Origin of the sequence: Ketobacter sp. MCCC 1A13808 (assembly GCF_009746715.1) — a bacterium.
Taxonomy (GTDB): Bacteria; Pseudomonadota; Gammaproteobacteria; order Pseudomonadales; family Ketobacteraceae; genus Ketobacter.
The window spans coordinates 20,500-42,906 of sequence record NZ_VRKW01000011.1 but is presented as its reverse complement, the minus strand read 5'-3'; the positions used below and the strand labels follow the sequence as shown (position 1 = coordinate 42,906).

Sequence of the window (22,407 nt, the reverse complement as noted above, 5' to 3'; positions counted from 1 at the left end):
CCCAACAACATTAATAAATAAGAACTTAAATGTCCTTAATTCGGTATAAATCTTGATATATGCTTTCCGCCCGATCTAAAAGGCGTTTATTGTGATTTTTGGTGATCTCTGCCCTGAGTTCCTGTTTAGCTAACTGTCTTTCTCTTTTTTCAGCCGTGGATCGCTTGATGCTGTAAGGCTCTCCTTTGAATGAAGCTGTCCCCCTCTCCGAACTTAATGAATCTAGGAGGGAGAAGGCTTCTTCGGAATCAGTTTTCTCAAATTCCTCAAAGTCACTGCCATACTTAATATTGACCTTTCTAACTACCTCGCCAAAATCTTCTATTACCATCTCGAAACTAGCGACCACACACCAATCGTGTACCCTCATTATTGCTTCATGAAAAGTAATATACTCTTTCAAAGCGTTTTTAGCTGTGAATAATTCTGGCTCATGCATGATTAGTGATGAACATGCATCGAGCGGATTGCGGATAATAACCAACGCGGGAATTCGCCACCTCTTTGCAGCCATCAATTGCGCTGCGGAATGACAATGATGAGCTATTTTTAGATCTGATTTTTGGGAGAACCTGAATGCTGCTTCTGCATATGAATTACCTGACCTGGGAAATCCTTCTATAACGATCTTGGTGTCTTTAGAAACTAACCAACCGCCTTTTTTAACTCTAGAGATAGGGAGATAAATACTAGGGTATACTGAGATAAATGTTCTAATCGTGCGTAGAAATCTATTCTTTGATTGTACAAGATTCATTATCCAATCCCCATCCTCGGCAATTCCTCTTCGTTTTTGATATCAAGAATGCTAACCATTTATACACTACCGCCGCGAATAACGCAGGCCAAACCAGTTGCCCGAATTGAGTTATCCCCGACCGATGATAAATTACAGTCCCCACTAGCAAACTAAAAATAGTTATAAGCGGGATAATACCTCTATTATTCGCATTTATTAGCGTAAGACGTGAATATGCAATTCCAGTCAAGAAAATGAAGACCATTCCCAAAACAACTCCCATCTCTAATAAAGTGACACCAAAAACGCCCAATGTAGCTTGACTTTTCGCGCTCACCCAAGCAATAGGATTAATTACCTCCGAGTAAACTGAACTTGCCGATTCCCCTTTCAATGGGAAAATACTTCGCGGTATCGGCAAAGTAAGTGCGACCCATACCTCCTCTCCCGGGTAGCGAGTGATCCTCTTACTCAAATCGAAAGTAATTATAGACGTTAGCGTTTGGTAATAGTGAAGTTCCAATGGATTGAGAAATATCTCCGACCAACCACCTTCATTCTGAATCAATTCAGACATACTATTCATATGAGTGTGTGCCCTCATAAAGAATCTAAGGAACATAGATAGAGTACCAACTAAAGGGAACGCTAACATGAGTAATAGATAGTGGAATTTTCTACCGCGATAAGTGAGTATTAATCCAATAGCTATCAATACTGCAAATAGATTTAGCCTCACCCCGGTCATTATCATCAGAAATATCATTAGAAAGAGAGCAATGTAGAATTTAGGCGCATAGAATTTCTGGTGATAACAATATAATAAGAAAAATACCCGCAATACCATCGTCAAGTATACAAAAAAGATTGCACTCCCTAGTATATTGAATCGATCTGACGTAATCTTTTGGATTAAATTTACGCTCAATATGCCAAACTGACTATATACGTATAGAAGCGCAACGATACATGTACCAAAGAAAAGTAAAGTAGCGGCGCTCGCTTCAGATCTGAGGCATGGCTCTTTCATTTCCACTGGTTTGCAGCAGTTTTTTCTTTTCAAAAAATAGTCAAATGCGACACCCGCTGTTAACGCAACGTTATAAGCGGTAAAAATCGAGAACGCTGCTGCTCTATCACTAAGATTGGTGTAAAACGTTATCCTGGGGTGTTGTACCCAATCAATATCAAAATTCGCATAAAATAGTATGGCATTAATCATACTGAAAGTGGCAAGCACAAACACTGGATTCAGCGCAGACTTAGCGAGATAACCATACACCGAGGACCGGATTATCAGCACAATCGCCAAATAGCACAGGACATTTCCCATAATCAGTATATGGTGAATAACCATCTAACCATCCTTTCTTGGACTAGCCATTAGCTTGTTGTGTTTATCCTTCCTGCTCTTAGGGTAGCAGTCTTTTTGTCCTGGCTTGATACATGAACTTTCTGTATCAGAGCCATATCACTCCGAATATTCAAGAAAGTCATAATACGGTCAATCGCATCTAATCGGGACCGTTGATCCCCTCCACCCTTTTCTCCAACCAGCTCCTCAAAAGTCAGGTTCAACACCTCCGTCCGACCTTTCCAGTTTTTAAATGCATCCAAGATATAGTCAAAGGACTCAGTACCAGGACCCAATCTAGAAGGTGGAAAACCAGCTCTCAACGCATTTACGCGTGCCTCAAAATCTGGATATTGCCCTTTAAGCTGGTGATGCAAATGATGCCGCTTCAGCTCCATTATATAATGCAAGCGTGATAATAGGATCGCTTCACTATTTCTATCTAAGTTTAAAATTTTAAAGTTTCTTTCCTTAAGCATTCGCTCAAGATCTTCGCTCCAAGGTAAATGAGCAGTAATAAATTGCCCTCCATTAACTCTATCCAATATTGAAGCTAGCTTCCTTTTACTTAAAGTGAAATTCGTCAAGGCTAGTTCAGAATGTTTATACTCGCTGACATCCTCCACGTTCAAGTGAATTCGAGAATTCATCATCCCTGGCATTTCTTCAATAATCGAGGTTAGGAGGTGGGTACCGGCTTTTGGTATAGAATTTATAAAAACACGCTCCCCTGTACGCCAAATTAGAATTCTTGAGTAAAACTTCAGAAAAGCGATTGCGGAGTTTCTATAAAGCTTATTTTGTATGAAATTTGATGACATCTTAAATCTCTTTTTTAGCTATTGAGTGCAGCTTAACGTATATTTTTGGTTAATTTGCCCCGCAATAAACTGGCAACTAACTCAGGGCAAAAGCATGAAAAACTCAATACCCTTCAAGCACTTGTGACATATATTCTGGGTTCATTGCAGCCATTTTTTGATTTCGCTGTAAACTCACCTTCTTAGAAGTCTCCCGCTTGAGCAAATTTAACGCGATTCGCCGAGCCCCTGATTGGTTTTCCGCCGCATTGTCCCGATACACCTGACAGGCATCTTCGTTCATTCCCGCACCCAGCATCCAATGCAATTGGTTCTTTATGCCCCAGTGCGAACGAACCGCGTCTCCAAATTCCGCTACTTTTAATTTCGCTGGTGTACTGTAATACCGAATGCTCAGGTTTGCATGCTCTTCCGACTTGTTACCTCGCGTCGAAATAACGACTCCAAGTTTCTTTAAACCTGGCCATTCAAATTCTAAATCAACGAACTCTTCAAAAGGATCAAACAATAAGTACTGTCTTACTTCCTTTCTTCCATGACCCACCTGGGTAGTCTCATAGAAATCCAATTCATCCGTGTTCATTTTTTGAATCTCTCGTAAACTCAGACGGCTCTCGAAGGCATTGTGTAGCCGACCTTGGTTGCCTTTAACTGCTAATATGTAGTCCGCTTCTTTTTCCAAAACCTTTGCAGCAATTTTCGTTCGGCAGCCCATGGCATCAATCGTAACCAAGCAACCACTCAGATCCAAAATGTCCAAAAGCTCAGCGATCGCAGTAATCTCGTTAGATTTTTCTGATGTTTGTCTCAGCGCAAGCACCACACTACTTTCAACGCAAAAGGCGCTGACCATTTGTATTTCACATTTACGTTTCGATTTATTGTACGAACCTCGCACCGCCTTTCCATCGATTGGAATAACCTTACCGTCGATAGGTTGATAACATCCTATCCATGCTGCGAAACATACATGAACCTTTTTGGACTTAAACGACCCGTCCAACTATTGTGTCCCATTCTGTGGCCGCCTGATCTTGTGAGGAAGATCGGTTTAAAACGACTAACTGCCTAGCTGCGTGCTATTTTATAGGATTTGATCAACCGGAATGCCAAATACGATTGAAACATTAGAATGGTTGAATTAGACAAAATAGACGATATTGCTGCTCCAGACCCTGCCATGGAAGGGATCAAGCTAAAGTTCAATGTAATATTCAACACCAACCCGATAAAACCAACGACTCCGTAAGAATTTGAACGACCAGCTGTCATTAATAGACAGCTCAGAGGTATTGATAACGCGCCTATCACTTGGGCGATAGCTAATAATGCAAGAGTTTCTTTGGCGAGAATATATTTTTCACCATATACAAAGTTAAGAATCTCAACGTCGTAACCAATCAATAAAGCAGCGCATGGGATCGCCGTGATAATTGAGAAGAGAAAGCTCATATAAAAATACTTTATACCCTCAGCATTTTTTTTGTTTGAGAAGCACTCACTCATCAACGGAGTCACTACAGATAACAAAACTGCCTGAGGAAATGTCATTAAATAGGTAAGTCGAAATGCGGCCCCAAATAAACCTGTTTCTCCAAAAGTTGATAACGGAGCTAACATGAGAACATCCATACGAGCCATTATTAACTTTGAGGAAGTTCCTATAAAAAGTGGTAATCCGCTCAGAATCCATCCTTTATAGTCGGTTACCATTTTTTCATTTGAAATCCACTCTCGAAATATTTGTCTTACTACGCGAATCACCAATGCGGCACATAAGATCGTTGCGATAGATAAAACTGCGATTGCTTCATCAAAATTTTTATATCCTACAAAAAGGGCATAGAAAAGAGTCATTCCTGGTATCAGGGTTTCTGCGAAAAAAATGCCAAGAGCTGCCTTTTTAAATCCAATCAACTGGTGCTTTTTCATTAGCAGCGCACTCATCGGCACTGCTAACACAGATGCGATAATAAAAGGTATTCTTAAATTCTCTGAAATTATATCCAAGATAGAGACAAGAATTGCTATAATAACGAACGTTAACGCGCTAATTGCAGTGACCCAATTCGAGGCAAAGAGAAAACCCGCTAACGCTCCATGATTCCGCTTAACACGTAGTTCCGGTATTTTTATGGTTGAAAGTGGATGCCATCCCAACGAGGTGACTTGGGCCAGCAGAAGAGCTGTACCCATGCAGTATATATAGGTTCCATATCCTTCGGGATCAATTTGACGAGCAATTACAGCTGCAGCAAGAAACTGAGCTATTCTCGCCATTACGCCACTCAACAATACTCTAATTATTACCTGGAGAAGTCCGGTGCCTTTCAACATTGTTGTCGCATAAAAGTACTCAGCTCTTTCACAATTTCCTGCCTTTTCCGGACGCAGTGACACTGATTCCGGCAAGCTAAAGTTTCGAATATCACCCGACCATCCTTCCGGGTGCTAAGATTTAAACGCCCTATCACAGCTTTGTGATCCGCCAGAACATCAATTGTCTGTCGGTTGTGCGCTGTTCCAGCGCCACATAGTTTATGCCACTATGGCGATGCTCTTTGTTGTACCAGTCAACGAACTGTTGCTTCCATTCCCTAGCCTGTTCAAAAGTTTTGAATCCGTTGACAGGACAACCGGGCAGAGCTTCAATGGCATGAACAGCTACTCAGAGTAGGCATTGTCACTGCTCACTACCGGTTCGCTATTCGACTATGCATGCCCAGGGCGAAAGCATGAAAAACTCAATACCCTTCAAGTAGTTGTGACATATATTCTGGGATCATTGCAGCCATTTTTTGATTTCGCTGTAAACTCACCTTCTTAGAAGTCTCCCGCTTGAGCAAATTTAACGCGATTCGCCGAGCCCCTGATTGGTTTTCCGCCGCATTGTCCCGATACACCTGACAGGCATCTTCGTTCATTCCCGCACCCAGCATCCAATGCAATTGGTTCTTTATGCCCCAGTGCGAACGAACCGCGTCTCCAAATTCCGCTACTTTTAATTTCGCTGGTGTACTGTAATACCGAATGCTCAGGTTTGTATGCTCTTCCGACTTGTTACCTCGCGTCGAAATAACGACTCCAAGTTTCTTTAAACCTGGCCATTCAAATTGTAAATCAACGAACTCTTCAAAAGGATCAAACAATAAGTACTGTCTTACTTCCTTTCTTCCATGACCCACCTGGGTCGTCTCATAGAAATCCAATTCATCCGTGTTCATTTTTTGAATCTCTCGTAAACTCAGACGGCTCTCGAAGGCATCGTGTAGCCGATCTTGGTTGCCTTTAACTGCTAATATGTAGTCCGCTTCTTTTTCCAAAACCTTTGCAGCAATTTTCGTTTGGCAGCCCATGGCATCAATCGTAACCAAGCAACCACTCAGATCCAAAATGTCCAAAAGCTCAGGAATTGCAGTGATTTCGATGGATTTATCAGGTGTTTTTATTTGACCAAGAACCTGATTGTTCTTGCTACAAAAAGCACTGACCATGTGAATGGCTTTCCGGTCATTTCGCTTTCCGTAGGACCCTTTCACTGTCTTCCCATCAACTGAGATTACTCTTCCATTCGTTAACGATTCAAAGCTTTTCGTCCAGGAAACAAAGCTCAGTTGAAATTGGTCGGGATCAATTCTTCAGATCACTCGCGCGATTGTAAATTGAGTCGGTACCCCATTGGTGAAATTACCGTATTGTTTCAACCATTCGAGTCGGAGTTCTCCGAAATCCTGAATCTCTTCCCAGGTCTCCGCACCTCCGATAACAGCACTCACTGTTAATAAAATTATATCAAATAATGGGTGTTCAATTTTCCAAGCTCGCCGGGGGTCTTCCACCGTTTTGAAATGCTCCAACATGGATGAGTGAGACATCTTACTCTTTGTCATTTAAATTTCCGATGACAAGAATCCACGAATCCAGGCTCTTTTTCTATCAATTTATGGGTTTAAATCGACTGACTGCTTTTTAATCTTAAACTTAACATTTCTTGCTTAATTAGTGAGCTTTTCATATTTTCGCCCTGACCATAGCATCGATCATTAATAGGTACCCTTTGATTTCAAGTAAATCCAACAACTCTGGGACCGTAGTAATCTCATTGAATTTTTAAGATGTTTGTCTTTTAGCAAGCACGACACGGTTACCTACACAGAAGGCGCTTACTATGTGTACGCCTCTTTCTTGCTTGGATTTATTGTACAACCCTAGCAAAGCTCTTCCATCAATGGCTATGACTTGTCCGCCGGTCTGATCGTGACAACTATACATCCACACCGAGACGCATTTCTGAGCTTTTCACGGACTCAAACGATCCATAACTCTAGCAATGGTATCATCACCGGGAATACCATTTTCGAAGTCACCGTATCATATTAGGCTCTCTAATCTACCCCGTTCAAAGTCTGATATATCCCCCCAGTCTGCGGTTCCACAGATCACGGCATATACGACTAACAGGACTATGCCGGTTAACTTCGGATCAACTTTGCCGGATTGTCGGTAATCTCGAATAATAGAAAAATACTCTATCAATTTTTTGTAACTCATGGAAACTTGCCTGATCTTGGTAGGAAGATCGGCTTTCAAAAGCCACAGTTTTGCTCTTGATGCCAGCAAAATCACAAAATTATTTACGCTTTATTCTTATATTCATAATCGTAGTATCCGTAACTATAACCATACTTTGAGCTAGATTTTCTAATACCGTTCAAAACAGAGCCCTTAATGGGGGTGCCGCTCAGTTCGAAACGTTTTTTGGCTAAATACACCTCTTTGAGTGTACTTAATTCGTGCCTAACGACCAACAAACAAACACCACATTGGCGACTGATAATAGACGCATCAGTTACTGCGAGAATGGGAGGAGTATCGATGATGACATAATCAAATTGCTTACGCACGACGTCCATTAATTCAGTGAAACGCTTGTCCATTAATAGCTCAGAGGGGTTAGGCGGTATTTCACCTCGCGATAGAAACATTAAATTGGGGATACCGGTTTGTTTAATTGTCTTGTCCAGATCCATTCTGTCTATCAACAAGTCTGACAAACCACCTTTAGCCTCATGACCAAACATAGTATGTAAATATCCACGTCTCATATCAGCATCAATTAGCAGCAATTTCTGACCTGATTGAGCAATAACGGCAGCTAAGTTAGCAGAAACGAACGACTTCCCAACCATTGGTGTAGCACCACCAATCATAATTATATTATTTTTCGAATCCAACATCGCAAAGTGAAGGCTAGTCCGTAAGCTTCTCAAGCATTCGATCGAAGTATCAGTCGGATCATCCTCTGCAAGCAACGTAGTTCGTCGCGCAGTTTTTCTGGAATCTTTACCTTTAGACCCACGGCTAAGTTTTACGTTTTTCATCTTGTCCTGTGCAAGAGACAGTGGTATCGACGCATATATGGGTAACCCAATACTTTCGAGTTCTTCGGGGTTTTTAATGCCTGGATTGATGAATTTTCGGACCAGTATAGCAATCACCGAAAATGAAAAACCCAGAAGAATGGCTCCTAGAACGATGAGTTTTTTCTGTGGGCGAACGGGATTATCGATATCCGCAGCAGCATCGTCAATTACTCGAACATTTCCGACAGATCCTGCTCTGACAATATCTAACTCCTGAATGTTGGCGAGCATCTGAGTATAGATCTCAGTGCTTACCGCTACATCACGTTTTAAACCGATTATTTCTTGCTGGGTACGAGGTAATGATTTTACACGCTCGTGTAATTCATTTTTACGCGTTACCAATGCAGTAAGCTGTTCCAACCATGATTTATAAACCGGGTGATCCGTCGTGTACTTTCTATCGAGCTCCGCCTTTTCTAGTTTTAGCGATGAAATATTTGATTCTATATCTACGACCTGATTGAGGAGCGATTCAGCTTCAACAGTAATATCTACGGACCCGGCTTTAACTTGATATTTGTTGAAAGCACTTTCTGCATTTTCAAGGTCTTCTTTAACTGCAGGTAGCTGCTGATCGAGGAACTGCAGACTCTTGGCTGCTTCAGCAGATTGGCGCTCCACATTTTGGTTGACATACGCTCGAGTAATGAGATCAAGAATCCTTTCAGCTCTGTCGGGAAGCTCATCTTCTATGGAAAGAACAATTATCCCGGTATCTATTCCTTTTTCTCTAATCGCTAAAGCATCCTGATAATTCTTTATACTGTTAAAACGTCGAAATTTTTCTAGAAAAAATACCCGACCAGGTAGAGCATTAATCTCACCAATTTCAATTTCGAGTCCAGATTTCTCATATCGCTTGTTGTTCTCGCCGGTCAGAATTAGATTGCCATCTGGAGAATATAACTTAAACTGATTTTTATTAAATATGTGAACCTCATACGGTTCTTCGTAGTTGTTATCTGGTATGGAAAATTTCTCGATAGTGATAAATTCGCCGAGTCTAACATATTGGGTTAAATCTAATTGATTTAATAATGGGATTGAGTCCAAGTTAATTTTTTTTCGCTGCAGGATATCGCCAATCAATGGGAAGTAGTTTGGTTCAATAACTAAATCCAGCATTTCCTTATCTACAGCGACACCGATTACTTTACGACTTTTTAATAGTTCAATCTCAGTTGAGGCGTTTGATTCAACACCGAATACCTCGCTAATTTCACTCATTCCCGGTAATCCACCGGTTTTTTCTTCCACCTGAAGAACCGCACTAGCTTGATATATTGGTTGCGATGCCAACGCAAAGAAAAGTCCAAGAATCGCAAACAACGAGGTTATTATCACGATGAAATATTTATGTTCAAGCAACGTAGATATGATGCTTAAAAAATTATGCATTTCGTTACTGTTATTTTCACTTACCATACGTGAGTCTAAATTCATAATTAGCCATAAAGTGTTTTTGTTAAATGGTATATCAGCGCTAATTTTAGGAGTTAGCTAATAAGCCTGCCTGGAATCATTTATCCGATCACTCGCTAATTAGGTCGATAGAAGCTGACTGATAAATCGATTCCATAGGGTAATTGAGGTCCGTGATACATAAACTACATCTCGCGGCTTAGATTGAAATCTGTCTGCTATTACGGAGCGTAACCGTTATTCAAGGGCTAAAGCATTAAAACTCAATATGCTTCAAGCACTTTTGACACGAAGTCTGGATTCATTGCTGGCATTTTTTGCTTCCTCTGCAGACTCGCCTTTTTCGTTGTCTCGCGCTTTAGTAAATTAAATGCGATTCTGAGCGAGCCCGAAAGGTTTTCTGCTGCGTTATCTTGGCACACTTAACAAGTGACTTCTCTCATCCCCACTTCAGACATCCAGTACAGCTTATTTTCATCGGCCTGCGCGAGCACACCGCTTCTCCAGATTCCTGTACCGCTAAATTCACGGACGTTATGTAAAAGGGAATGCTTTAATTCGTCGACTCTTCTGCTCACTTACCTCGTGATAATATCACCACTCCCTGCTTCTTAAGTTTCGGCCACTCAAAACTTAAATCAACAAATTCTTCGAACGGTTCAAACAGCAAATATTGTCGTGTTTCCTTTGGGCCTCGTCCAGTTTCCACCGTCTCATAGAATTCTAGTTTGTCAGAGTCCATTTTCTGAATCTCAGTGAAACTGAGCCTTTCTTTAAACGTAATTTATAACTGCCCTGATTGCCTTTGACCGTCACAAGTGATCCGCCACCATCGTTAGACAGCCCATTACGTCCAAGGTAACTAAATACCCCGATAAGTCTAATAGTGACAAAAGTTCAGTTGGAACTGCACTGGATCAATACGCCCAATTACCCGAGCAATGGTAAATTGGAATGAAACTCCATTTGAAGAATTCCTGTATTGCCTTAACCAGTCCAACCTTAATACAATGGAATCCTGTATCGCTTACCGTAAGTAAAATAATGTCGAACAGTTGGTGTACTACTTTCCATTTTTAGCTAGGATCTTCCAATGTTCTTAAGTGCTCCATGCACGACTTCTTGTTCATCGAATTTCCTTGTTTCTGTCAAAAGGAAGCTAATGAAACACTGCTATCACGTTAAGAAAATCGGTTAATTCTTGAGATGTTGCCTCTTTTCAAAATGGATAATATTCACTCAACGGATTGGATGAATGTTGTGCTTTTCATGCTTTGGCCCTGACCGCCATCTTTTGCCGATGAGGGTACACGGGATATGGTTGCATTCACTATGGTGCCTTCTCTCTGCATGAGTCCTTTGCTTCCAAGATACTTATTCGCCTCCTTCAAAAGGTTTTTGACGTCCATGCCTTTCAAGCGAATGACTAAATTTAAAAATGATGGTTTCTTCCGGAATCGGTCTGGTAATACCCAGTCCGGCAAAACGACGCATGGATTCAAATTCATAGAGTGAATCTTCCATTGCCCGATCGCTCAAATTTAGAATAGGTGCACACATTAAAGAGAAGTATTATGGAAAACTCGTAGGGAAGGCAACCGTTATCTGGCTTGTGATAGTATTTCTTGATCTTGCTTTCCAGTCGTTTCCAAGGAATCAATTCTTCCATCTGTTCCAGAAATTTTCCCCGACGGAACTTCCGCTTTTTGTTACTGTATTCTGCTTTTAAGCACCTTAATTGGCCCAAGCGATTCACCATTCGTGCTCTTGGCTGTATTATGCCATACCATTCCACTCAATTAGAGGTTCCCTAATTCATCACCTTCATATGGACTGCGTAATTTATCGTTTGATGAATTCATACTTAGCTTGATTGGTAAAAGAAAATTTGCCTGTTTATGGAAACTAATCATTTATAAAATCGCTGTAGCTCAATTTTCTTGTAGGTCATTAATTCCGTCAGCTGCAATAATAGTCGGCAATAATTGACTAATAAATCGATTCCATAACGTTATCGGCGCTGGGGATACATATACCACATCGCGAGGCTTCAGGCGAAATTTATCTGCTAGTACAAATCCAATAGCAGAGGAGGCGTCAAGGTGAAATACTTTAGCTTTATATACTGGATTCCCATCTTTATCATATTCAACATTCACATTTCTTAACACATAAACACCGTGTCCATCCGCTTTGGCTTCGTTGATTCCGTTTGCTTCTGACAACGCTTCAGCAAGGGTGGTGCCTGAACGGGACAAAAAAACGGACCGTGGGCGATTTACTTCCCCTAAAACAAATATCTTCATTCGATCATTTCTGGGAATATGAATGACATCTCCGTCTCTCAAGAGTATATTTTGACGTGACTCACCTTCTTCATATATGGACCGTAAAGATATATGTTTTGTTATGTTGTTTCTGGTAAATGAAACCGTTTCCCAGTCGGCATCTTCTGTTAAGCCTCCATGCTGCTCAATAGCTTCAATAAGTGTTATCGGTATATTAGTGATTGCTTCTGTTCCTGGTTGGAGAACAGCCCCAGACACGAGCGCCTTTTTACTATTGAAGCCCGCAACTCGCACATCTATCTGTGGATTCTTCACAACCGATGCTAATCTGCTAGCAATAAGATCACTAATCTTGGCTGTCGTCAGGCCTTCTACGTATAACTCTCCTGCATAAGGGTAAAATATTGTTCCATCAGCTTTAACCACCGTTCCAGACTCTTCCGCAGATCGAAATGCGCCAGCAGGTATTGTCAGTTCTGGGTGCTCCCAGACCACTATCGTCAATACATCCCCTGTTCCGATTTGATATTGATAGTTAGATTTTATTCGTTGGAGGGCCGTAGTTGAGATCGTTGGTTTATTCCAGCCCGAGCTTGCTTGCTTCGGATCTTTCCTCGTAACAGGTGGGCTCAAATAGGTGGAGTTAATATCTATATATTCTATTTCGGTACTCGCTTTTACATACTCTGGTGGCGCTTCGTTAAACCACAAAAGGCTCCTGTTCAAGCGGCTACCAGGTACTACTGTGCAAGCTGATATCGTTGAAATAACGAATAATAGTATGCAGTATTTTGTAAAACGCACATTTTGCTCCTGGCACATAATTTAAGCTCGCATGCTAATAAGACCGCTGTAAAACTAAGTTACTTTTCTAATTAATTGGGAAAGGTTTGTCACCCAATACCATGTATCTCATAGCAATGGTTAGCTTCAAGACTTTCTCAATTCGATGGAGTGCTCTTCTCCCAATAGAAAAAACTCCATATATTTGACTCGATCTTGGTCGTCTAAAAGAATTGTGTTTTGAGTGATTGTGTTATTCTCTGTTTTACAGGTTTGTTGAAAAATTTTATCGTTAGACTGAGTTAGTTCTTTATTCAGACTACCTGCATCCAACCAATTGCCACATTTAAAAGTCCCGATATATTGCCCCTGCTTGTACAACGAGTTCCAGTCTCGCCCAGAAATTATTTGCCAAAAATGCCGGAAAAGACCGAGTCTATGGGTTTCCCTGAGCGTAAAATTTTCAAGTACCACTGCATCGCCCAAATGATTAGAGAATATAATCGTCTCACCACTTTCGCTAGCGTAAACCGTGCCTTGATAGCCTCCAAATTGAAGAGTCCAGGTATACGGTAGTAACGCTTGCGTATTCTGGCTGCTTATATTTCTAACAGTCTTTAGCTGTTGCGATTTTACTGCACACCCCACGGACAAAAGACTCGAACATAATACAAGGAGGCAGGTAATGCGTCTTGTCTTTCCTACCATGACTTCATACGCTCTTTGTTTTCAGACAAAGAATCGAACCTGGCAGCCTGTTGGTCGTACCAAATAGTGCCACTAAATCCTTCCAACCGTTGTCCACCATCCCTTTGCACAGGCCGCACTCGTGCCATAAAGCTGCTACGCGTGTTTTTGCGAAACATCCCGTCCAAGGGGATCCTAAAATAGAAGCCCTTATCGAAACTGCCTTCGCCGAAGTCCTCTGATGAGACATCTGTGAAAGTGCTCCATATCCCGACGGACCAGCCATTTGCAAAGGTTCGGTGAAGCTCGATTGTGGTGCCTACGTCTTTAGCAAGATATCGACCAACATGGACTGCTACGTCATAGTTGTAAAACGGAGTGGCCCAATATGCGCTTAGGAACCCCGTTACGGTTTCGTACCCAGTGCTCCCAAAATCACTGTCGTAGTCTCTTTGCTCTACCCACGCCAATGAAGCGCCGAATCCCAGTCGCGATCGATAATTATGGTGAAGCACTTCTCCACCTACACCGGAGTACATGTCCTCCAATACGCCGCCAAAGTACCTGTAAGAAACTGTTGAACGCAAACTACCCCGCTTTTCCAGGTACAAGGCTTGTAACCGATCTTCATCTTCCAGATATTCGACGATATCCGTACGAACATGCGGTAAGACGGAGTTAGACGGGCGAGTGCTTTGATCGAAATTTTGATAGAAATTGAAGCGATAGGCCCCGCGTATCAAATGTTCGTTCGGGAGCGGAATGACTGAGCCTAAAGATACCCCTAAGCTGTAGCGAAGAGGATCGTCAGGATCAAACAGCTGGACTTGCGTTCCGAGCCCCACATCTAATGCGATTTTCTTTTTAACGAAGTTGGTCTCGAAATCCGTTTTCTCGGGAGCCTGATACTCCTCCAATTGCGGATAAAGCGCTAAAGGGTCATATTCATATTGTTGTAGCTCAGATGACGGGCGAATCACTCGCATGTTCAGAATCGTATAACCATTTTCTTCCGCTGTGAAAACAATGGTCTTCACAGAAGGTGGAAGATAAAGGTCTGCTAACGCTGTTGCCTTACTGACAGCGTCTGCCCAAAGAGGGTAATCCATGTTACCAATGCGAAGATAGGCGGTAGCTCCGTCGTCAGCTATTCCACCGTTCAGTAGAAAGACGCCTGAACTTTCCATCGCATGCAGCAGATTTTGATACCAAGTATTGTGATTTTGCTCGTGCATTGATTCGAAAAAGGCGTCGTCAAGCTTGTTCAGTCTTTTTGGCGTTTTACGAGAGGTATCGGTTTTCATTGCAATGCGAAGACCCCACTCTTCTTCAAATTGATGAGACAGTGTTAGCTGTAAATTGGGTGTCGGGCTCCATTCCAAACCATAGGAGAATTCACTATCAGGTGGCGTGGCTCCGAATGTATTAACATCAAATTGGCTGAGCTCAGTGTTTCTTTCAACCATGAAACGCAACGGCCAATTAGTAAATTGGTAGGACACGCCACCGAATATACCAATATGATCACCTCTAAAGAATGTATCCAAAGGAACTTCACCGGGCTTTTCAAAATTGCTACCTCGATTGCTAAATCGGTCATCTATGTAGGTCAGGGGATTTTTTCCGTCTTGAGTACTGGACATATCGCCCCAACCCATACCCAATGAAAAATCAAACCCTCCTACTTGTTTCGATGCCACAATATATTCAGATCTTAATCGGCCAGTACCCACTATATCTCTAAAGCCTACAGCAAACTGAGGCGCCCAATAGGTTTCTTCAATTAGGCGAAATTTAACTTCGAAATTTCTATCGTATTCCCCCAATTCCGGATCTCTATATCTGAATGTCGTTTCTAACCAGGGCAAAGCCTGATAAGTTAAGGCTATGGAACTGTCACTGTCCTGTGTTGCTACTGTTGTTGTAAATACCGCATCTTTTGACATTCTGGCCGTGGGCGTATCTATCAAGCCTGTTGTTCCATAATCTGAGCTATAGGCAACGTTTAAATTCAATAGAATTAACAAGGTTAGTAAACGCCGTATATTGAATTGCACTCTCATTAAAACAAACTAGCGCTTACGGTTTTCTATTAAGCGTTCATCGTGTTTCGTAGGCTTTGCCTTATCAGTGAATGAATCGGGTGCATCCGGATGTATCATCACCCCTAAGGGGATGCCAAGCTTTACTGCTTGGGAAAAGCTCAGAGTTGAAATTTTTGCGTTCGTTAACGGTGATACTTTGGTGCTCAACTGATCGAGGGAATCCGCGGCGTTGCTGCTTGTCACACCTTGCTCTTGAGCTGACGCAATTGCGTACACAGGTGAAAATAAAGCAAAGGCTACGATACAAATAACCAAAATATGGGTGGATGGTAAACTTCTTGAGTCGGTAATAGCTCGCCACAAACTTACTTTATTTTTCACAGTGCAGAATTCTCTTTCGGGCAACAACAAAGTAAGGTTAAGGATCTTGTTGCCTTACCAATTTCCAAAATAGTTTCAAATTTAACTCAACTATTCAACTCGAGTTTCACGACATTGACGCCCAGCTGGTGCTGCACACGATTTATAAACTCATTCAGAATTGAATCTTTGTTCAGAAACCGAATTGCGTACTCCCTTGCGGCATCATTTACCGGTTGATTTTCACTTAATGACAGGGATTCTTCAATCGCATTAGTAAACAACTCTGGGTTTTCAGGACTAATGCACGTATACACACCGGGATATTTACCCACAATTTTGAATAGCTCTGTGTTTTCATCCGCTGTTACAATTGCGTGGCCCCCTGCGGATAAAATATTAGTTAATTTAGAAGGTAGAACAGCATCAGCTACCCCCCTTCTCTGCACCACTAAATGTACATCCGCCATCGCCAGCATTTTTGGTACATTGTCCCAATTTTGCAACGGTTTAAATTCAAGATTGGATAATCCCGTTTCCTCAGCCAGTTTCCGTAGCCGCTCACTATGAGCACCTTCACCCACTATAAAGAATCTGACGTTCTCTAAACCACGTTGCTGGAATGTATACGCGGCATCAAGGACCGTTTCCAAACCTTGCTTTGCACCAATATTCCCCGCGTAAAGAACTATCTTTTCGTGGGCTTCCACTCCCCAGGATTTTCTGAGCTCGCGGCCATCTACGCTCGGATTAATGAATTCTGTGTCAGACCAATTCGGGAAATAAAGGAGCCTATTTTCTGCAACCCCCTTCACCCTCGCTTTGGCGAGCATGCTGTAGGATATACTCGAAACAATGTCGAACTTGGTTAATAAATAGGTTTCCATGCGGCTAACAAATCGTAGGCGCCGATTCCGCTTGGAAGATTTTGTGAGTTCCAAACCGAACATTGCGTCTATTTCGAAGTCCTGAATATGTAAAATCGATTTGGCACCGACCAGTTTACAGAACAAGAGCGCTAATGGTACGCAAAATAAGGTCGGCTGAACCACAAAAACCACGTCGGGCTTTCTGAATATTTTGCCGAACAAGGCAATACTGGAGGAGATCGCAAAAGACAACAGATGGATCAACCGCCGGACCACATTGGGATGCCTGGGTATAAAGGTAGGGCAGCGGGTCACATTTACGCCGTTTACCCGCTTACGACTGTAAGAGAATCTGGAAAACCCCTTATGTACCTTCCACTCCGGATAATGGGGTGGAGCGGTTATGACGTCGACCTCGCATCCGGATTTGGCTAACCACTCCGCCATTTCTCCATTGTATTTACCAATTCCCGTAAGTTCTGGTGAATAGTTGATTGAATAAAGTAGGAAACGAAATCCAGACACGTCTTCTTTCATAGCTGTCTACTCTTGGTGATCGGCATTGGTACGTTGGTTTGATTGCCGGGGATGTCCGTGATTGTACTGAAGAGTACTTGTAAATGGTCCTTACTACTCAAAAGTCAAGCCAAGGCTACCGCATGACATTGCAAGCTAAGTAGCGCTCCGCAAAATCTCAGGCGACAATCTCTACAAACACGCCGAATGCTACACCAATAGCGTTGTATTCTAGAGTTTTAACATATGGGTTGTTTTGATCTACATTGGAAAGGGAGAGGGTAAAAAACAGACTGATCTGAACGCAATTAACTCTGTGCCAGGAACGATCTTTAACTCTTTCCCCAAAAAATCAAACAACGCTGATACTGCTACTCAATTTTCGTTCGTTACAGGAGTACGACTACAAGGTTAGGCTTTCTAATTCTGTTGCAACACAGGCGTACAATATTCAAGCCAATTTAACTGCATAGACATTTCGAAAATCGAATACCCAGTTAAAATCGTAATAAAAGGTAAAGAGTTTAATCGCAACATGTGTAAAAACTATTTCAACACAAAGAAATGTGTAAGTTCTACCAATAAAACTGCGTGCGAAAGCGTATCTTTACGATGTCAGTATTCCGGTATTAAGATCGTGAAAGAGGTTACCACACCCACTCCTAAAAAAAAGCCCATTGGAATAATATTGCTTCTTTCTATGTGGAAATATCCATCAGCATCGTGGCTCTAAATCGTTTCTTTTGGTTTAAAAATAGCCGGTGGCTTAAATATTTCGCACTCTATCTGTACTTTTATTCTCAGATCCGCACCAACGAGGAGCCTTACCAGGTGGGCTAAAAAAGCATCAGGGCTGTTCGGAGTTACCAATCGAATGCCTTCAGAGCTTGATTTTCCCTTTGCGAAAATTGGAGAACAGTCACTAGCCAACATAACTCATAGCATCAACATTTGATCTGCAAGCGGACTCAATAGTAAAACTGAACGAGCGTATCAAACGCGCGCTCAACAAATCATTTTACTAATAACCATTGTAATTTTTTATTCCCGTTTTGCAGAATTAGCGGGTAACTGATTCACAATAAAGGCGCCCACAGTTTCAAATGGGTGCCTTTTGAAAAGGCTTTTTTGTTCCGATTACAGATTAGTTTGTTTAACATTCGTGGTATATAGTCTACGCGAATCAACTGTAGTGGATACCTGATGAGTTTCAAGCATCGCTGTGGGAATCGGATTAAAATACAACGTACAATTAACCATCTCTCGTTTATGCCTTAATAGCAATCCACGTTTAACTTAAAAAATAGGAGTACTGAATTGCTCGTGTAGTACTTCTCCAAAATTGGAATGGAACTAGACAATATCAGGCTCAATTCAATGCGTAGCAGTTTTTTTGCTTCCCTCATGATATTAGAGGACTAGAATACACAAGCATCATTTCTTAAATTTCATGCGGGGTATCGGCCCATCTTTTTCTGGCACTTCAATGGATAAAATTAAAACGGGTGAAGTTTTCTGATTTGAAGCTCGCTGTAAAAAACAGGAACCATCGTACAAAAATCTCCAATCAATACACGTAGGTCTGCAGTAAATATTTCAATTTGTTGTATTAGTCATAGGAAACTTAAAATGGCCAAGAAAGTAGCATTAATCACAGGCATCACCGGGCAGGATGGTTCTTATCTCGCGGAGTTCCTTTTGGATAAGGGCTATGAAGTCCACGGTGTTAAACGTCGTTCTTCCTTGTTCAATACCCAGCGGGTGGATCATATTTACCAGGATCCTCACGAAGATAACGTCAGCTTTTTTATGCATTACGGCGATTTGACTGATACCTCCAATCTGACCCGCATATTGAAAGAAGTTCAGCCGGACGAGTTTTATAACCTGGGAGCGCAATCCCATGTGGCTGTGTCCTTCGAGGCGCCTGAATACACAGCGGATGTTGATGCTATAGGCACTTTGAGAATCCTGGAAGCCATTCGTTTTCTTGGCTTGGATAAAAAGACCCGTTTTTATCAGGCATCCACTTCTGAATTATATGGTCTGGTGCAGGAAGTGCCGCAAACGGAAACCACGCCCTTTCATCCACGCTCCCCCTATGGCGTTGCCAAACTGTATGCCTATTGGATAACCGTTAACTACCGGGAATCCTATGGCTTGTATGCGTGTAACGGTATTCTTTTTAATCACGAATCCCCCCGACGCGGTGAAACGTTCGTGACACGCAAAATTACTCGCGCACTGGCTAATATCTCCCAAGGGCTCGAGAAATGCTTGTATTTGGGCAACCTGGATTCGTTACGCGATTGGGGACACGCCAAAGATTATGTGCGGATGCAGTGGCTGATGCTGCAACAGGAGCAGGCAGAAGACTTTGTTATTGCTACCGGCAAACAGATTTCCGTGCGCGAGTTCGTCACACTCGCAGCAAAAGAACTCGGCATCGGGCTGCGATTTGAAGGCGAAGGTGTGGACGAGGTGGGCGTGATTGAGAGTATCAATGGACATATTTGCCACAATCTCACCGTGGGCGATGTCATTGTTAAGGTTGATCCTGCTTATTTCCGTCCTGCTGAGGTTGAAACCTTGCTCGGAAACCCGGCCAAGGCCAAAGAGAAGTTGGACTGGGAGCCTGAAATCACAGTGGAAGAAATGTGTGCGGAAATGATTGAGTGTGACCTTAAGCAAGCTCGGCAACTGGCCTTATTGAAAGCGAACGGTTACGACATCAATGTTGCAATGGAAGGCTGATATGAAACGGGTATTTGTCGCCGGTCATAACGGTATGGTGGGCTCCGCTATTGTCCGACAGCTAAGCAACGAGCCAGAGATTGAACTCGTACTTCGCAGCCGTAGCGAATTGAATTTATTGTGCCAGGCCGATGTGCGTCAATTTTTTCTAGAAGAGAACATCGACGCCGTGTATCTGGCCGCAGCCAAAGTCGGTGGTATCGCAGCCAATAACAATTTTCCTGCGGATTTCATCTATGAAAATCTGATGATTGAATGCAATATTATTCACTCCGCGCACAGCGTCGATATTAACGACTTGTTGTTTCTGGGCTCTTCCTGCATCTATCCCAAGCTAGCAGAGCAGCCTATGAAAGAGTCCGCGTTGCTTACGGCTAAACTGGAGCCTACCAATGAGCCCTATGCCGTTGCCAAAATAGCCGGGATTAAATTATGTGAGTCCTTCAATCGTCAGTACGGCCGTAATTATCGGAGCGTTATGCCAACCAATTTATACGGGCAATACGATAATTTTCATCCTGAAAATTCTCACGTGATTCCGGCGTTAATGCGGCGCTTCCATGAAGCAAAACAAGCCGACGACGAATCCGTTGTCGTTTGGGGTTCCGGTAAACCCATGCGTGAATTTTTGCATGTGGACGATATGGCAGCCGGTTCTATTTTTGTAATGAATGTTGATAAACACATCTACGACCGCTGTACCGAGCCGATGCAATCGCATTTAAACGTCGGTACCGGCGAAGACTGCACCATCGCTGAACTCGCTCACACTATGGCGGAAGTGGTCGGCTTTAAAGGCCAGGTAAGCTTTGACTCCAGCAAGCCCGATGGCGCCCCGCGAAAGCTGATGAACGTGGATGCGTTAAAGCAGTTGGGCTGGCGCTATTCCATTGAACTTAAAGAAGGCTTAGCTATGACCTATGACTGGTTTCTTGAGAATCAGGATAACTATCGAGCCTGACAGCGACTTACTTAATCTACTTTAAGAACGTACCGCCCTATGTTCACATAGGGCTGAAATAGAGAAACAACGTTCGCCCGGGTTAAGTCCGATATAATCGGCATTGGCGTACAACAGTGAGGAATGTACCAGAACTGGGTGTAAAGAATGAAACCGATAGCGGTTATCAGCTTGGTTGACTGCTTGTGTTTCGACAACAGACCAGAGGGGTTGGTTGTATATTCCGCTTTGTCTGTGCTTTTTAGTAGTGATATAAGAAACAACAAAATTAAGTGAGCGTAGATAAATCGCCCCCAATCGATGGCCACGGCGAAGAGTGCTAATGAGCCAATACCGATAGCCAATAACATCAGCGTGATCCTATTATTCCGGGTCAAATACCCTAGGTTTTTGCGAATGGGTAAGTAAGCGACCGCTGCCAATACTACGGCTAAACCATAGTATGATAAGTACGCTCCCTCCGTGATGAATTTTTCAACTGCGCCCAATCCGAGCTCGGTAGAAAACGCCAGCCAATCCAGTGACCCCCCTACCAAGGCATAATCAGCGTCAATCAACGATTGCTTGATCGCATTAACCTGCTCAAGGGAACCGGAATAGTTGAGGCTAATTAGAAAGCTGACGATTGACATAGCCACCAACGCAAAAAGTTTGGCTATATTGCTTTTGTTCATGTCTGCTTTATAAAAATAGACAATTAAAAAATAGGGTAAAAAGATTGCCAGCATTTCGTGTGTCAGTATTAATGCCGGGTACACCAGCAATATTAAATGGAACGTTTTCCTGAACTTCATTACGTTAGAATTATTCGCCGCATACACTGCGTAAGCCAACAATGCGAATACGATGATTTCCTTCCGAGATCCACCTTGAAGGTCATTTATCTGAAACGTGAAAATAAACGGAGAAAATATTAACAGCAGATAAGCGGTAATATTGTTCGACTGTTTGAGTAAAAGATAGGAAAAGCCGAAATAGGTTGCATACAAAAATAGCTGCCAGCAAAGCACAACCAGCCCGGCAGAAAGATCAGTGAACTCTGAGAATCGAAAAACCCCTTCCCCGAACAGACCCCGCCTAATCATCCCCCCTTGATAATTTATCAGCCAGTCACCCATCATCCAGTCATTGTGAGTCAAGTACCCATTGAGCGCAGCAAGGGCGGTCGTGATAAATATAAAGAGAAGGTAATAAGGTAAAATACGGCGAAGCAATATCTCCACTGACGAACGGGATAGAGACTGGTTTCCGCTTTTAGTGTTGTTTCGGTCTGCTGTGGTTAACTGCATTCCCTGCAATCCTGTTGCCTGAAGTGGCGGTCACTTATATAACAGGCAATTGGATGCCCTGCCAAGATCAAAGTTCAGACCCTCAATTACAGA

Annotated in this window: 18 protein-coding genes; 2 read left to right on the top strand and 16 right to left on the bottom strand. The window is 42.5% G+C overall.

Features of this window, described 5'->3' with window-relative positions:
- Positions 1-25 precede the first annotated feature (25 nt).
- The 15 genes from FT643_RS17520 to FT643_RS17450 all read right to left on the bottom strand — a co-directional run bounded on the left by FT643_RS17520 (position 26) and on the right by FT643_RS17450 (position 17,331).
- Entirely contained in the window at positions 26-757 is a 732-nt protein-coding gene (locus FT643_RS17520; protein ID WP_156872721.1) for a hypothetical protein, read from the bottom strand.
- Positions 732-2,096, bottom strand: a complete 1,365-nt coding sequence (locus FT643_RS17515; RefSeq protein WP_156872720.1) for a hypothetical protein — start codon at positions 2,094-2,096, stop codon at positions 732-734. The genes FT643_RS17520 and FT643_RS17515 overlap by 26 nt, the downstream gene beginning before the upstream one ends.
- 26 nt (positions 2,097-2,122) lie before the next feature.
- Complete coding sequence (locus tag FT643_RS17510) at positions 2,123-2,914, bottom strand: sulfotransferase domain-containing protein (protein WP_156872719.1); 792 nt, start codon at positions 2,912-2,914, stop codon at positions 2,123-2,125.
- Positions 2,915-3,017: 103 nt separating this feature from the next.
- Positions 3,018-3,917, bottom strand: a complete 900-nt coding sequence (locus tag FT643_RS17505; RefSeq protein ID WP_156872718.1) for an ISAs1 family transposase — start codon at positions 3,915-3,917, stop codon at positions 3,018-3,020.
- Between the two features lie 65 nt (positions 3,918-3,982).
- Positions 3,983-5,326 (bottom strand): oligosaccharide flippase family protein, encoded by a 1,344-nt coding sequence (locus FT643_RS17500; RefSeq protein WP_198043651.1) that lies wholly within the window; start codon positions 5,324-5,326, stop codon positions 3,983-3,985.
- Between the two features lie 58 nt (positions 5,327-5,384).
- Positions 5,385-5,558, bottom strand: a complete 174-nt coding sequence (locus tag FT643_RS24090) for an integrase core domain-containing protein (RefSeq protein WP_156872804.1) — start codon at positions 5,556-5,558, stop codon at positions 5,385-5,387.
- 100 nt (positions 5,559-5,658) lie between these two features.
- Positions 5,659-6,549, bottom strand: coding sequence for an ISAs1 family transposase (locus tag FT643_RS17490; protein WP_317622058.1), 891 nt, complete (start codon positions 6,547-6,549; stop codon positions 5,659-5,661).
- A gap of 3 nt (positions 6,550-6,552) precedes the next feature.
- The gene (locus tag FT643_RS17485; RefSeq protein ID WP_156872715.1) at positions 6,553-6,804 is read right to left on the bottom strand and encodes a transposase family protein; all 252 of its coding nucleotides are present in this window, start codon (positions 6,802-6,804) and stop codon (positions 6,553-6,555) included.
- A 481-nt stretch (positions 6,805-7,285) separates the two neighbouring features.
- Positions 7,286-7,465, bottom strand: a complete 180-nt coding sequence (locus tag FT643_RS24085) for a transposase family protein (protein ID WP_156872714.1) — start codon at positions 7,463-7,465, stop codon at positions 7,286-7,288.
- An 83-nt stretch (positions 7,466-7,548) separates the two neighbouring features.
- Positions 7,549-9,783, bottom strand: coding sequence for a polysaccharide biosynthesis tyrosine autokinase (locus FT643_RS17475; RefSeq protein ID WP_156872713.1), 2,235 nt, complete (start codon positions 9,781-9,783; stop codon positions 7,549-7,551).
- A gap of 1,353 nt (positions 9,784-11,136) precedes the next feature.
- Positions 11,137-11,322: a transposase gene (locus FT643_RS17470; RefSeq protein ID WP_156872712.1), complete on the bottom strand. Its 186-nt coding sequence runs from the start codon at positions 11,320-11,322 to the stop codon at positions 11,137-11,139.
- A 371-nt stretch (positions 11,323-11,693) separates the two neighbouring features.
- Positions 11,694-12,854, bottom strand: coding sequence for a polysaccharide export protein (locus tag FT643_RS17465; protein ID WP_198043649.1), 1,161 nt, complete (start codon positions 12,852-12,854; stop codon positions 11,694-11,696).
- 680 nt (positions 12,855-13,534) lie between these two features.
- Complete coding sequence (locus FT643_RS17460) at positions 13,535-15,547, bottom strand: YjbH domain-containing protein (protein WP_198043648.1); 2,013 nt, start codon at positions 15,545-15,547, stop codon at positions 13,535-13,537.
- A gap of 45 nt (positions 15,548-15,592) precedes the next feature.
- Positions 15,593-15,946, bottom strand: coding sequence for a hypothetical protein (locus FT643_RS17455; RefSeq protein WP_156872709.1), 354 nt, complete (start codon positions 15,944-15,946; stop codon positions 15,593-15,595).
- Positions 15,947-16,032: 86 nt separating this feature from the next.
- Positions 16,033-17,331 (bottom strand): WcaI family glycosyltransferase, encoded by a 1,299-nt coding sequence (locus FT643_RS17450; RefSeq protein WP_156872708.1) that lies wholly within the window; start codon positions 17,329-17,331, stop codon positions 16,033-16,035.
- A 1,608-nt stretch (positions 17,332-18,939) separates the two neighbouring features.
- Here FT643_RS17450 and gmd point away from each other — a divergent pair.
- Both gmd and fcl read left to right on the top strand, forming a co-directional pair.
- Entirely contained in the window at positions 18,940-20,064 is a 1,125-nt protein-coding gene (gene gmd / locus FT643_RS17445; protein ID WP_156872707.1) for a GDP-mannose 4,6-dehydratase, read from the top strand.
- Position 20,065: 1 nt separating this feature from the next.
- Entirely contained in the window at positions 20,066-21,025 is a 960-nt protein-coding gene (gene fcl / locus FT643_RS17440) for a GDP-L-fucose synthase (RefSeq protein WP_156872706.1), read from the top strand.
- Positions 21,026-21,036: 11 nt separating this feature from the next.
- On the opposite strand, the gene FT643_RS17435 is transcribed toward fcl, so the two are convergent.
- A complete protein-coding gene (locus FT643_RS17435; RefSeq protein WP_156872705.1) occupies positions 21,037-22,314 on the bottom strand; it encodes a hypothetical protein in 1,278 nt (425 codons plus the stop codon).
- Between the last annotated feature and the right edge of the window lie 93 nt (positions 22,315-22,407).